At 70.1% G+C, this 13,614-nt stretch carries 11 protein-coding genes and 1 pseudogene; 5 read left to right on the plus strand and 7 right to left on the minus strand.

Annotated elements, in window-relative coordinates; translation table 11 throughout:
* Nucleotides 1-27: 27 nt before the first annotated feature.
* Nucleotides 28-375: pseudogene (locus tag OG430_RS01320) on the minus strand (IS5 family transposase); the annotation flags it as partial.
* A gap of 238 nt (nucleotides 376-613) precedes the next feature.
* On the opposite strand from OG430_RS01320, the gene OG430_RS01325 reads away from it, so the two are divergent.
* Nucleotides 614-1,951 (plus strand): glycoside hydrolase family 18 protein, encoded by a 1,338-nt coding sequence (locus OG430_RS01325; RefSeq protein WP_327350480.1) that lies wholly within the window; start codon nucleotides 614-616, stop codon nucleotides 1,949-1,951.
* A gap of 179 nt (nucleotides 1,952-2,130) precedes the next feature.
* Here the strand turns inward: OG430_RS01325 and OG430_RS01330 are convergent, their stop codons facing one another.
* The 3 genes from OG430_RS01330 to OG430_RS01340 are packed head-to-tail and all read right to left on the minus strand — an operon-like array spanning nucleotide 2,131 to nucleotide 5,421.
* Nucleotides 2,131-2,787 carry a GOLPH3/VPS74 family protein gene (locus OG430_RS01330; protein WP_327350481.1) on the minus strand — a complete coding sequence of 219 codons (657 nt, stop codon included), beginning with the start codon at nucleotides 2,785-2,787 and terminating at the stop codon, nucleotides 2,131-2,133.
* A complete protein-coding gene (locus tag OG430_RS01335; RefSeq protein WP_327350482.1) occupies nucleotides 2,784-4,694 on the minus strand; it encodes a S9 family peptidase in 1,911 nt (636 codons plus the stop codon). Before OG430_RS01335 ends, OG430_RS01330 begins: the two co-directional genes overlap by 4 nt.
* Before the next feature lie 46 nt (nucleotides 4,695-4,740).
* Nucleotides 4,741-5,421, minus strand: coding sequence for a TetR/AcrR family transcriptional regulator (locus OG430_RS01340; RefSeq protein ID WP_327350483.1), 681 nt, complete (start codon nucleotides 5,419-5,421; stop codon nucleotides 4,741-4,743).
* 219 nt (nucleotides 5,422-5,640) lie between these two features.
* On the opposite strand from OG430_RS01340, the gene OG430_RS01345 reads away from it, so the two are divergent.
* From OG430_RS01345 to OG430_RS01355, 3 genes are all read left to right on the plus strand, one after another.
* Entirely contained in the window at nucleotides 5,641-7,089 is a 1,449-nt protein-coding gene (locus OG430_RS01345; protein WP_327350484.1) for an alkaline phosphatase family protein, read from the plus strand.
* 112 nt (nucleotides 7,090-7,201) lie between these two features.
* A complete protein-coding gene (locus OG430_RS01350; RefSeq protein WP_327350485.1) occupies nucleotides 7,202-8,479 on the plus strand; it encodes an MFS transporter in 1,278 nt (425 codons plus the stop codon).
* Entirely contained in the window at nucleotides 8,476-9,477 is a 1,002-nt protein-coding gene (locus OG430_RS01355) for a hypothetical protein (RefSeq protein ID WP_327350486.1), read from the plus strand. Before OG430_RS01350 ends, OG430_RS01355 begins: the two co-directional genes overlap by 4 nt.
* 7 nt (nucleotides 9,478-9,484) lie before the next feature.
* Here the strand turns inward: OG430_RS01355 and OG430_RS01360 are convergent, their stop codons facing one another.
* Nucleotides 9,485-10,468 carry a helix-turn-helix transcriptional regulator gene (locus OG430_RS01360; protein WP_327350487.1) on the minus strand — a complete coding sequence of 328 codons (984 nt, stop codon included), beginning with the start codon at nucleotides 10,466-10,468 and terminating at the stop codon, nucleotides 9,485-9,487.
* A gap of 582 nt (nucleotides 10,469-11,050) precedes the next feature.
* Between OG430_RS01360 and OG430_RS01365 the strand changes: the two genes are divergently transcribed.
* The gene (locus OG430_RS01365) at nucleotides 11,051-11,344 is read left to right on the plus strand and encodes a hypothetical protein (RefSeq protein ID WP_327350488.1); all 294 of its coding nucleotides are present in this window, start codon (nucleotides 11,051-11,053) and stop codon (nucleotides 11,342-11,344) included.
* Nucleotides 11,345-11,585: 241 nt separating this feature from the next.
* On the opposite strand, the gene OG430_RS01370 is transcribed toward OG430_RS01365, so the two are convergent.
* Both OG430_RS01370 and OG430_RS01375 read right to left on the minus strand, forming a co-directional pair.
* Nucleotides 11,586-12,248 (minus strand): response regulator transcription factor, encoded by a 663-nt coding sequence (locus OG430_RS01370; protein ID WP_327350489.1) that lies wholly within the window; start codon nucleotides 12,246-12,248, stop codon nucleotides 11,586-11,588.
* Entirely contained in the window at nucleotides 12,245-13,603 is a 1,359-nt protein-coding gene (locus tag OG430_RS01375; RefSeq protein ID WP_327350490.1) for an ATP-binding protein, read from the minus strand. The genes OG430_RS01370 and OG430_RS01375 overlap by 4 nt, the downstream gene beginning before the upstream one ends.
* Between the last annotated feature and the right edge of the window lie 11 nt (nucleotides 13,604-13,614).

Consider the following 13,614-nt stretch of genomic DNA (forward strand, 5'->3'; position numbering starts at 1 on the left):
TCCCGCTGTTTCATCCTTTTGATTCCCTGATGTCGGATCGCGCCAGGAGATGGCGCCTTGGCCGGTGAGGCGGCGGCCCATCAGGTCGGTCACGGCCAGGCGGATCATGGCTCCGGAACGGGTCGGGAGGGTTTCGCAGTCGCGGGCCAGGCGGCGGGTGAACATCAGCCATCCCAGGGTCCGTTCCACGCACCACCTGCGCGGGAGTGGGGTGAAGCCCCCTTGGCCGGGCCGGTGCTGGAGGATTTCCAGGTCGATGCCGAGGCGGCCGGCATGTTCGACGAGGTGGGGGCGGTAGCCGCCGTTCACCCAGCCCTTGCCGAGCCGTGGGTGGGCCATGGCGGCGCGGTTGAGGAGGCGGGTGCCAACGATCGAGCGCTTTTCACACCCTGTCGATCACGAGGGCAACACCGTGCGTCCGGCCGCAACTCGCCTGGAGAACTTGACCGGCATGGCGTGGCGGAGTTCTTCCCGGCGCCGGCGAGCGGTTCACACCGGACGAATGGTGCACAGAGCCTTGACCGGGATGGTCCAGACCAATAGTTTCGGCGCACCCGACTCCCGTCGGCCGTACGCCAGTTGGTCATCGCCGCCTCTCCAGGAATGAGCCTCCATGCGCCGAAGACTCCTGCCCAAAGCGGCCGCGGCCGCCTGCTTCCTGTCGCTGCTCGCCCCGATCGCCCCAGTGGCCACCGCGCAGGACCACCCGGCCTCCCAGTCCACGCAGGACCACGGCGGCAACCAGATCAAACGCGTCGGGTACTTCACCCAGTGGGGCGTCTACGGGCGCGACTTCCAGGTCCAGGACCTGGACAAGAGCGGCGCCGCCGGGCGGCTCACCCACATCAACTACGCCTTCGGCAACGTCAGTCCGCAAGGAACGTGCTTCTTGAACAGCGTCCCGGGCGAATCCGACCCGTGGGCCGACTACATCCGCCCCCTGGATGCCGAGAACTCGGTGGACGGCGTCGCCGACACCGACACCCAAGCCCTGGCCGGCAACTTCAACCAGCTCAAGGAGCTCAAGGCCAAGCATCCCGGCCTCAAGGTGATGATCTCGCTCGGCGGCTGGTCCTGGTCCACCCACTTCTCGGACGCTGTGCGCACACCCGCCTCCCGCAAGGCACTCGTCGAGTCCTGCGTCGACCTCTACCTCAAGGGCAATCTGCCCGTGGACGGGATCCGCGGCGGTGCGGGCGCGGGGGCCGGGGTCTTTGACGGAGTCGACCTCGACTGGGAGTGGCCCGGCTCGGAAGGCGACACGGACACCAAGTTCCGGCCCGAGGACAAGCAGAACTTCACCGCGCTGGTCGACGAGTTCCGTGACCAATTGGACGCGCTCGGCAAGAAGAACCGCAAGCACTACGACCTGTCCGCGTTCGTACCGGCCGCCGAGTCGAAGATCGACGCAGGCTTCGAGGTCCGCAAGATCATGAAGGATCTGGACTTCGTGAACCTGCAGGGCTACGACTTCCACGTCAGCGGCGAGAAGACCACGGCCCAGCAGTCGGCCCTGTTCGCGAAGAACGACTTCAGCGTCCACCGCAACGTCCAGGCCTGGCTGAACCGGGGCGCGCCGGCCCGCAAGCTGGTCGTCGGCATGCCGTTCTACGGGCAGGGCTGGACCGGGATCAGCGGCGGCGGCGACGGAATGGGACAGCCCGCCGGCGCACCCGCACCCGCGAAGTGGGCCAACGGCTACGCGGACTACAAGGAGCTCAAGGCGCTGGCCGCGTCGGGCACGTACAAGATCCACCGCAATGTGCGCGAGGGCCACACCTGGCTCTTCGACGGCACGACGCTGTGGACGTACGACGACCCGGCGACGCTCGCGCTGAAGTCCGCGTATGTGAAGGCGCACGGCCTCGGCGGGGCGATGTTCTGGTCGCTGGACGGCGACACACCCGACGGGGAACTCGTACGCACCGTCGACCGCGCACTGGGCAGGTAGCACGCACGGCCTGCCCCGATGCCCGAACCCGCCCGCCTGGGATCCCTGGGCGGGCGGGCCGGTGGCGGCCGCCTGCCAACGCGAGCTCCTGAGGTGTTCGTGCGGAATGTCGGCACGAACAGTGTGTGCGGAGCCCGGAGTTGGCACCGTTCACTTTCCGGCGGGCGGTCTGCGCATGCTCACCTGCCCCAGCCACCCCCGACGCCTCTGGTCACCAGGAACGAGTCGCGCGTGGCTTTGCGCAGGCCGGGGACGAGTGCGTCGAAGCGTTCGGCGAGCGCCCCGAGCGCCTGCTTGTGCTCGCGCATCTGCTTCCAGGAGAGCACGCTGGTCATTTCGCACTGCACGGGGAGTACGGCCATGGCCAGCTCGTCTGCCGCAGCGGCCGCCGGGTCGAGGCCGGCCGCCACGGTACGGCGGACGGTCTCCTGCAGGTCGAGGACCTGCTGCGGGTCGTTGACGGTGACCTGGTGGGAGGCGATCGGCGACAGGGTCCGTTTTCCCGGGAGCGTGATCAGGCCCGCCGCGGCGAGCTGGTCGCGGACGGGTTCCTCCGCCGTCGTGGCCTTGTTGTGCACGTACTGGAGCCAGTTCTTCGGCTTTTCGTCGGGTAGATCACGCCACACCTCCGCGAGGAAGGTGTCGGCCGGCGGCGACCCGATGTCACGGCGTAGGACCTTGCCGTCCTCGGCGGCGAGCAGACCCTCGAAGGTCAGCTCGGCCAGCGCGCCGGCCCGAAGCAGCTGGCCGCGGCCCTGAAGGTCGACCGCCTCGAACTTTCCTTTGTCGACGGTGTAGCTGAGCAGGTACAGCCGCTGAGGGAGGGTCAGGTTCATGGTTGGTCCTTGGGGTGGGCTGAGGCGATATGCCGGGCGAGGAAGCGGTCGGCCGCGCGGAACAGGTCGATGTTGTTGTCCGCGTTGAGGAAGCCGTGGCCCTCGTTGTCCTTGACCATGTACTCGACCTCGACGCCGCGGGCGCGCAGCGCGTCGACGATCTGGTCGGACTCGGCTTTGACGACGCGGATGTCGTTGGCGCCCTGGGCCACCATCAGCGGGGTGCGGATCCGGTCCACGCGGCTGATGGGTGAGCGGGCGAGGAGGTCCGCCTGCTGGTCCGGGTCGCTGGGGTCACCGGCGTAGAGGTACCAGTTGTTCAGCAGGCATGGCCGCGCGAACTCCGGCAGGGTTGCCAGGTAGGTCACGAGGTTCGAGGGGCCGCAGACGTCGATCGCGGCGGCGAAGACGTCGGGGGTGAAGGTGACGCCGACCAGTGCGGCGTAACCTCCGTAGGAGGCACCGAAGACGGCGGCCCGCTCCCGGTCCGCGTAGCCCTCGGCGACGGCCCAGCCGACGGCGTCGACGAGGTCGTCGTGCATGGCGCCGGACAGCTCGCCGATGCCGGCCTTGAGGAAGGCCTTGCCGTAGCCGGTCGAGCCGCGGAAGTTGACCTGCAGCACCGCGTAGCCGCGGTTGGCCAGCAGCTGTACGGCCGGGTTGAAGCCCCAGCTGTCGCGGAGCCACGGGCCACCGTGCACGAGCAGGACCAAAGGCAGCCCGGTGGGTTCGACTCCGAGTGGCAGCGTCAGGTACGCGGGCAGATGCAGCCCGTCGCGTGCGGGGATGGTGACCGGCGTCATCGGGGCCAGGGCACTGGGGTCGAGGTCCGGGTAGGCCCGGTGGAGCAGTCGGCTCTCGCCGGTGGCGTGGTCGTAGAAGTAGGTGACGCCCGGGTCGCGGTCGTGGACGAAGGCCGCCACCCAGCGCTGCCCGCTCGCGTCGCAGGAGACGGCGCCGAGATCGCCGTCCGACAGCTGCTCCAAGTGCCGCAGCACCTCGGCGAAGTGCGGGTCGAGGGCGTGGATCACCTGTCGTTTGCCGAGGTAGCGCGCCCCGAGCAGGGCGCCGGTGTGCTCGTTGCGGATGAGCGGCGACGGCAGGGTGGGGAAGACGGCGCAGCGCGTGTCGAGGTCGAAGTCGGGGTGGCTGTCGACCTCGGTCTCCGCACCGGTTTCCAGATCGAGCCGGACGAGGCGGGTGCGGTCGCTGTCCCGGTTGGAGCCCAGCCATACGCCGGTCCCGTCCGCGGTGAGCTCGAAGGGGTGGATGGACAGCGGATAGTCGGTGCCGTCGAACGTGGCGACCGGGGCCGTCTTGTGTGTCTGGGCGTCCCACCGCGCGAGCTCGATGTCGCCGTCGGCCGTGAGCGACTGGGCGTACAGGCTTCCGTCGGGCGCGCACATCCAGCCCGTGGGTTGCCCGGGGTTCTGCGCGAGGACCGTCAACTCGCTTGTGGCGATGTCGAGTTCATAGAGGTCGAACTCGACGGGGCTCCTGTGGTTCAGATGCAGGAAGGCCTTGCCGGGACGGGCGGGGACCAGCTCGAAACCCAGGGCCATCGCACCGGGGAAGGGGGTGAGATCGACCGCTTCGGCATCTGGGTCCGCCAAGTCGACCCGGTAGATGTGGAAGTGCTCGTCGCCGTCGCGGTCCTGCTCGTACAGCAGCCAGCGCGGATCGCCGGTCCAGTGGTACGTGAGCACGCTCCGGTTGCCGTCCGCCGTCACACAGCGCGGCTCGTCGCCGGAATCGAGGCTCTGCACCCATACGTTGAGCCGGTCCCGCCAGGGGGCGAGGTAGGCGATCCGGCTGCCGTCCGGCGAGATCGAGGCGCGGACGCGGGCGGGCGAGTCGAAGAGCGCCTCGACGGTGAGGTGCGGGACCTTCCTGGTGGGGGCGCGCATGGGGGGCTCCTTGTGGGGTCGGCGGGACTCGGGACGGGTGCCGCCCTCAGCCGGTGCTCTCGTCGAGGGGATCGCCGATGGCTCCGCCGGTGGCCGTGCGGATCGCTTCGGCGTAGCGCCGCGCCAGGGCCGGCACGTCCGCAAACTCTGTGAAGTCCTCGCCGGCGGCGAGGGCGGCGGCACCGATGTGCTCATCGAGAACCCGCACCGCCGACGCCGCCGACGCCGCGTGCAGCCGCATCTCCAGATCGTCGGCCGGGCGCTCCAGCCGCTCGCCGACGATCGCGCACATCTCGCGTTCCACCTGGTCGCAGGCCATCAGCCAGGCCGTACGGATGGCCGGCTCGGTATCGGCGAGGCGGATCATCCTCATCGCGAGCAGTTCGTCCGCGAGGTCGACGGGCGGCGTCGTGCGGCCTTCCCTGATGGCGGTCAGTTCGGCGGTCAGATGGTCCTCGAGGGAGCACCGGCGGGGCCAGCGGCGCAGCACGCCCAGCAGGGTGACGACGCCCTGCATGACGATCGGCTCCGCGCAGCTCTCCTTGCTGCGGAAGTGCCGCCAGATGGTGCGCGTCGACAGGCCCACCGCCGCGGCGATCTGATCACCACTGGTCGCCGCGACGCCCTTCTCCCAGAACAGGCGCGCCGCCTCCCGGGAAATCTCGAGCCGCAGCCGGGCACGCCGCTGCTCACTCATCGCGCCGGTGCTGCGCTGCTGGGCCTCCATGGCGCCTTTCGCCTTCCCTCCGCAGTGTCCTCAAGCGACATTATGTCACTAAGTGACAGACACTGCGCGCGCCGGCGGGGCCCGGCGCCCAACCGCGCCATTGGCGTGCACGTGACACCACGCCGCCCCGGCCGGGCGTAGGACTGAGGCGCACGGAGTCAGGACAGGCCCGCTCCCCCGGGCCTGCCGCTCCGGCCTGCCCTCATGAGGAGGAACCCGGTGCGTCCCTACCGCATCGCAGCCCTGATCTTCGCCACGACCCTCACGCTCTTCGCCACCGTGGCATCCGGTGCGCAAACAGCCCAGCGGCCGGACCTGCGCCCCGCGGCTGCGACAGTGCCCGTCTACGACCACGTCGTCGTCGTGATCTTCGAGAACACCAACTACAGCACCATCAAGGGCTCCACCAACGCGCCCTATCTCAACTCCCTGGCCGCCCAGGGCACGCTCTTCACCAACTCCTTCGGTGTGACCCACCCGAGCCAGCCCAACTACCTCGCCCTCTTCTCCGGCACCCAGCAGGGCGTCACCAGCGACTCCTGCCCCAAGAACTTCACCACCGGGAACCTGGGCCAACAGCTCCTGGACAAGAGCAAGACCTTCGCGGCGTACTCCGAAGACCTGCCGAGCGCCGGCTACACGGGCTGCAGCAGCGGCGATTACGTCCGCAAGCACGCGCCCTGGGCCGACTTCCCGACCGTCGGCGGGGCCGCGTACCACCTGCCGTTCTCCGGATTTCCCAGCGACTACAGCAAGTTGCCCACGGTGTCGTTCGTCGTCCCGGACATGTGCAATGACATGCACGACTGCTCCACCAAGACCGGCGACACCTGGCTGAAGAACAATCTCGACGCCTACGCGCAGTGGGCCAAGACCCACAACAGCCTGCTCATCCAGACCTTCGACGAGGACAACTTCACCTCGGTCAACCAGATCTACACGACGTTCGTCGGCGCGCACGTCAAGGCCGGCCACCAGTCCTCCGAGCAGATCAACCACTACGGGATCCTGCGTACCTTGGAGGACATGTACGGGCTGCCCGCGCTCGGCAACGCGGCAAGCGCAAGTCCGGTCGCCGACGCCTGGGACACCGGCACACCGCCCGACCCCGGCACCACGGTGTACGCGGACGACTTCGAGACGGACCCGGGCTGGATGGTGAATCCGTCCGGCACGGACACCGCGACGGCCGGCCGGTGGGAGCGCGGCGACCCCCAGCAGACCGTGTCCACCGCGTCGAATCTGGTCACCCAGCTCGGCACCACCCCCTCGGGGACGCAGGCCCTCACCACCGGGCTCGCAGCGGGCAGTTCGTACGGGGCGAACGACGTCGACGGCGGCGTGACCTCCGTCCGCTCCGGCGTCATCGCCCTGCCCGCGGGATCGTCGTCGCTGACGCTGAACCTCAAGTACAGCCTGGCGCACGGCGACAACTCCGGCCCTGACGACTACTTCCGCGTGAAGGTGGTCGACGGCTCCACCGCCACCACGGTCCTGGAGAAGAAGGGCGTGGCCTCCACCTCCGTTGCCGGCAGCTGGCAGTCGGCCTCGGTGAACCTCGCCGCATACGCCGGGAAGTCGGTGCGGCTGCTCATCGAGACGGCCGATGCCGGCACCGGCAGTCTCCTGGAGACACAGGTCGACGACGTCCGGATCACCAGCAACTGACCGTCCCGCCACTCCCCTCCCGACCCTCCCGGCTCTCCGAGCTCCCGAGCCGGGACACGGTGGCCGGATCGCCGCACGCGGCGGTCCGGCCACCGCCCCCGCCACCGTTCCGATGGGAGCACGCGTGTACCTGTCGACCATCGGCCTGCGCGCACAGGCCGGTCAAGCGCCCGCCCGTACCCCGGGCCTGAAAGCCGTCGGCACGAACGTTCTCGCGCTGGGCGCGGTAAGCCTGGCCACCGACATCTCCGCCGAGATGGTCACCGCCGTCCTGCCGCTCTACTTCGTCGTCACACTCCACCTCACCCCTGCCGCATACGGCGTCATCGACGGCCTCTACACCGGGGCCACCGCCCTGCTCCGGCTCGTCGGGGGCTACCTCGCCGACCGGACCCGGCGCCGCAAGGCCACCGCGGGCGCCGGATACGCCCTGTCCGCCGTGGCCAAACTGGGGCTGCTCGCCGCGGGCGGCTCGGCGCCCGCCCTCGGCGCGGTCCTCGTCGCCGACCGGGCCGGCAAGGGTCTGCGCACCGCGCCGCGCGATGCCCTCATCGCGCTGTCCGTTCCCGAGCAGGCACTAGGCCGGGCATTCGGCGTGCACCGTGCGATGGACAGCCTGGGCGCGTTCGCCGGCCCGCTGGCCGCACTCGGCATCCTCGCACTCGCGGGCGGCGCCACCGCCGAAGGGTTCGACGCCCTGTTCGTCACCAGCTTCTGCGTCGCCGCGCTCGGCCTGGTCGTCCTCGCCACCGTCGTCACCGACCACCGCGAACCCCGCCCCGCCGCGGGCAGCGTCTCACCGGGTGCGGCAGCCGCACTCCTTGGCGACCCGGCCGTGCGCCGGCTCCTGGGCGCGGCGGCCGTCCTGGGCGCGGCCACCATCGGCGACGGCTTCGTCTATCTGCTCCTGCTGCGCGAACAGGGCCTGGCCACCGGCTGGTTCCCGATGCTCGCCGTCGGGACCAGCCTCGCCTACCTGCTCCTCGCCGCCCCCTTGGGGGCGCTCGCCGACCGCTGGGGCCGCGCCCCGATGGTCCTGGCGGGCTATGCCGCCCTGCTCGTCGTCTACGTCCTGCTCTCCGCATCCGCCGGCCTGCCGCTGACCGTGCTCGCCCTCGCTCTCTACGGCATGTTCTACGCCGCCACCGATGGCGTGCTGATGGCCCTGGCCGCCCCCGTACTGCCACCAGCACTGCGCACCACGGGCCTCGCCCTCGTCCAAAGTGCGCAGGCCCTCGCGTACGTCCTGTCGTCCGTCGGCTTCGGCCTCGCCTGGCATCACTGGGGTGCGACGGCCGCCACCAGAGCCGCCGCGGGCGCCGTGCTCCTCGCCATCGCCGTGACGACCGTGCTGCTGCTGCGCCCCACCCCCAAGGAGCCCGCCGCATGAACTCCGCTACCAAGCTAGCCGTCTCGCTGGCCTGCGCCGTCTTGCTCGCCGCCGTCGCCGCCCTCTCCATCGGCCACGCCGCGGACAGCAACCGCGAGGCGGCAGGGCACGGCGACGCGGGCGCGGTCACCCTCACCCCGCAGCACCGGCTGGTGTTCCGCAGCACCGCCCAGGGCAGCCGTGGACGACTCGCCTCGGTGGCCACTGCCCACCCCGGCGGGAGGCGGGCCGTCGCACCGCTGAGCTGCACCCGGCTGTACGCCGCCGGAGGCACCGGGCTCTGCCTGCGACTCGACGGCACCCTCGCCACCTACCAACTGGTCATCCTCGACGCCCAGTTGAAGGAAGTGCGGGCGATTCCGCTGGTCGGTGTGCCCAATCGGGCCCGGGTCTCCCCCAGCGGACGCCTGGTGGCCTGGACGGTGTTCGTGACCGGGGACTCCTACAACGGCGGAAAATTCTCCACCCGCGTGGGCATCCTCGACACCCGCACGCAGGAACTCGTGCCCACCCTCGAGGACTGGAAAGTGACCGTCGACGGCAAGCCCTATCGGGCGGCCGACCTCAACTTCTGGGGTGTGACCTTCACCGCCGACGACCGCGGCTTCTACGCCACCATGTCCACCCACGGCCACCGCTACCTGGTCCGTGGCGACCTGGCACGGCACACCGTCACCACCGTCCGCGAGAACGTGGAATGCCCCTCGCTCTCCCCCGACGGCACCCGCATTGCGTTCAAGTCCGCCATCGGCGGCGACCCGGACCGCGGCTGGCGGCCGGCCGTACTCGACCTGGACACGCTACGCGTCACCCGGCTCGCGGAGACACGCAACATCGACGACCAGCCGGCCTGGCTCGACGACCGCACGGTGGCCTATGCGCTGCCGCGCGGGCGCGAACAACCCGGACACTCAGACATCTGGCAGGTACCCGCCGACGGTTCAGCCAGGGCCCGACTGCTCGTGCGCGATGCCGAATCACCTGCGGCGTTGGGCTGAGCAACTGTCACAGCCAGCCGCTGCGGGCCGCCTGCAACGCCAGTTGGAAGCGGGTCGTGGTGCCCGCCCGGCCCATCAGCTGCTCCAGCTGCCGGGAGAGCGTACGCCTGCTGATGCCGAGCAGCTCCGCGATCGTCTCGTCGCTCACCCCGGCGCCGAGCAGCTCCAGGATGCGGCGCTGGGACGGTGGCAGCGCGGCGGGGGCCCTCGTCCCCTGGTGCAGCGGAAGCGCCGTACGCCACGCCGTCTCGAACAACCCCGTCAGCGCGGACAGGAGACTGGAGGGCCGGACCACCAGCATGGAGTGGTTGATCTCCGCTTCCACGAACGACATCGACACGAACGCGATCCGCCGGTCGAACACGGTCAGCTTCACCGGCACCGACGGCAACACCCGGGCCTGCTCGCCCGCCGCGATGCACGGCTTGATGTTCACACCGTAGTAGGCGCCGTTCTCCACGGCCGACTTCGAATAGACCACGCGATAGACGACGCCCCGCTCCAGGCTGCGCACCTCGCACTCGTTGGCCACGCCGTGGGTGTGGTAGGGAGGCGAGTCGAAGCGCAGTACCTCGGCCTCCACCGCCCCCTCGACCTGATGAATCCGCTCCATGATCTGCGCCCCGGTGACCACTTCGACGAGATCGTCGTTCGCCTGCGGATTCACCTCACGGCGGTACGCGGAATAGGCGTTGCCCGTGGCGATCTGAGCCTGCCTCAGCTCTGCCGTCCGGTGATGTGTGAGCCGCTCCAGGGCGATGGCCGGATCGGTGAGCGCCACGGCCGAGTCGCCCGGCCCGCAACTACTCGCCAGGCCAAGGGAGATGAGCCTCTGCGCCGCCCACCGCGCGGTGGCGACGGACTGCCCGAGCAGTGCGGCCAGCTCTTCCAGGGGCACAGGCCCGGCCTTCAGAAGTGCCGCATAGGCGGCAACAACAGGCTCCTCGAGTCCGAGTATCTGCAGATGACGCGGCAGGTCCGGGTCCACCACGGCGCCCCCTCCCACGCTCGGCCCGTCGCAGCATGCATGATCGTATTCCGGGGGGTCAAGGGTGCGGCGGGCCTATGCGCAGTAGCTGCCGCAGCCTCGGACCGACCGACTGTCCCGGCGCCTTGTCGGCCTGTTCGGCGAAGTCCCTCCGCGGGGCGACCGATCGCCCGCCGAACGGGCGCGGCCCGGCGAGGCCTTGCCTGCCATCGGGCTCTGACACACGTGCCCACAACCCTGGCCCCCAGGCAGTCGACATGCGCCACGCCCTCACCGCGACCCTCACCCCGTTGACCACGTGCCGGATCTGGCCTGCAGCAACGCAGACAAGCGGGCTCGAACATCCCCCACAGCCCCGACCTCGAACGTGGGATGCCCCGGCCCACATCGAGACCGACGGCCGGGATCGTGATGCTGCGCAAGTCGGGGCCGTCGATGGCGAGCCGCCCCGTGCCGCCAGGAGCGCAATCCGACCCAACGCCCGGTCACGCGTCCACTCGAACAGAGGACAGGTGTCACCCGCTCCCCGGGGAACGGATTGATGGTCCATCCGTCAAGATCACCGCATCTCGAAAGGGACGATTCATGCGTCGAACTCTTGCGACCCTGGCCCTGATCGGAACGAGCCTGGGCGCCATCCCGGCAACTGCCGCTGCCGCACAGGCCGACGACCTTCCTGGTGTGTGGACCTGCCAGAGCGCGGAGCCGAGCAAGGAACTGCCGGGAGCAATCGTCGGCGTCGACTGCAAGGGCCCCGCGGGGCACTACGTTCCGGGCTCGCTCTTCACCGAGGCCGGCGGCTGGCACTGCGCGAGCGCCGTCGGCATCAAGCAGGAGGACACCATCGCCGTGGGTGGCCTCGGCTGCACGAAGAGCTGACCCACAACGTCGACGGTCTGCCCCCCGACGGGCAGGCTGTCCGCGTGCCGTGCGAGACACGGACGATCCCTTCCTTGGCAGCCCCGAGCGGTCCGGTCGCGGCGCCTCGCGGAGGACGACATGATCCGCCACAGCCTGCCGGCCCGCGCAGCCTCCACGGCAAGTCGGCAGCGGACGCGAGGACGGCGCGTCCACGTCAACCCTGAGGGATCAAGTTCGGCGTGGCGCCGGCCCTCACACGTCACGCGCCGGCGCGGACCAGGCCGCACTCGTAGGAGAAGATCACGGCCTGCACCCGGTCCCGGAGGGCGAGCTTGGTCAGGATGCGGCTGACATGGCCCTTCACGGTCCCCTCGGTGAGGAAGAGGCGGCCGGCGATCTCGGCGTTCGACAGGCCCCGGGCGATGAGTTCGAGCACCTCGCGTTCCCGGCCGGTGAGGACGCGCAGCTCGTTCTCGGTACGGGGCAACGGGTCGCCGGAGGTGCCGATGTGGCGTTCGATCAGTCGCCGGGTGACCGGTGGGGCGACGATGGCGTCGCCCTTCGCCACCACACGGATCGCGGACAACAGGTCGGCAGCGAGGGTGTCCTTCAGAAGGAAGCCGCTGGCACCGGCCCGCAGCGCGGAGTACACGTACTCGTCGAGATCGAAGGTAGTAAGGATCAGGATGCGGGGTCCGCCCGGGAGCGCTGCACGGATGCGGCGGGTGGCCTCCAGGCCGTCCACCTCGGGCATCCGGATGTCCATCAGGACGACGTCCGGCGTCGTTTGAACCGCCAGGTCGGTGGCCGTGGCGCCGTCGTCGGCCTCTCCGACGACGTCCATGTCCTCGGCGTTCTCGAGGATCATCCGCAGGCCGGCCCGGAGCAGGACCTGATCGTCGACCAAGAGAACCCGGATCATCCGCTCGCTCCCGGCTCTGCCGGATCCAGCGGGATGCAGGCCCGTATCGCATATCCCCCGTCAGGGCCGGGTCCCGCGGTCACCTCGCCGCCCAGCAGGGCCGCGCGTTCTCGCATGCCCCGCAGTCCGTTGCCGGCCTTGTCTGCTGCCGGCTCGCCGGCGCCGTTGTCGCTGACGTCGAGCCTCAGTTCGTCGCTTCCGTAGGACACGACTATCTGGGCGCAGGCTCCCGGGCCGGCATGTTTCATGGTGTTGGTCAGCGCCTCCTGGACGATCCGGTACGAGGAGACGTCCACGCCGGTGGGCAGCGGTCGCGGCGATCCGTTGATGTGGAACTGGATCGGGGTGCCTGCCTGCCGGACCTGCTCGATGAGGCGAGGCAGCTGCGCGAGGCCCGGCACCGGCCGCGCGGAGCCGTCGATCTGCCCGGCACCAGACGCTGACGTTGACAGCACATGCCGCATGTCGGCGAGCGAGGCTCGGCCCGTCGCCACGATGGTGTCCAGCGCGGCGAGGGTGTCGGTGGGCCGCTTCGCGAACGCCGCGGCGCCGCCCTGCGCCTGCATCACGATGACGGCCAGGCCGTGCGCCACCACATCGTGCAACTCGCGGGTGATCCTGGCCCGTTCGGCGGCCACGGCCAGCGCCGCCTGCTGGTCGCGTTCGCGCTCCAGGTCCTGGGCCCTCGCGTTGAGCTCACCGAGGTAGGCGCGACGACTCTGCAGGCCCCACCCGATCGCCCAGGCGACGACCAGCAGGGAGCCGAGGATGGGAATCCCTCCCCAGGCCGTCGGGCCAAACGCCGCTGGCTCCTCGCCGCGCGGCAGTGCGGCGTCGCCCGTTGCCGACCGAGGTGGTGGCCCAGAGGCTCCCGGCGGGCGTTCGTGTCCGCCGGTACGGGGTCCTGCGTAGAGCCAGCCGTCGGACTTGCCGTCGAGGGTCACGAACGCCGACCAAGCCATCGCCACCGCCAGGGCGGCGCCGAGCAGGGCGAGCGACACCGTGCGCCGCCGCTGAGCAGCGATCGTATAGACGATGATGGGTACAGCGCAGTCGGCAGGCACCGGTCCTGCTGCCAGCGACATCTGTACGACGGTGGCGAGCGACGCCGCTGCGAGTGCCGGAATCGGCCACTTGCGGCGCACCGCCACGGCGGCCACGCAAACCCCGATCAAGACCCACCTGGCCAACGGCTCCTGCAGCCACAGCACTTCGGCGAACCAACCGCTGCGCACCTCAGTCGCGGCAGTACCCGTCCACGCCCACGTGCCCGCCAGCAGCACAGCGGCCAGGCCGGCATCCTGGACGCTCCATCTGCGTAAGGCGTGCCACAGGGCCGCCACGTAAGTTTTCATACCGGGCAGCA

It is taken from the genome of Streptomyces sp. NBC_01304 (assembly GCF_035975855.1).
Lineage (GTDB): Bacteria > Actinomycetota > Actinomycetes > Streptomycetales > Streptomycetaceae > Streptomyces.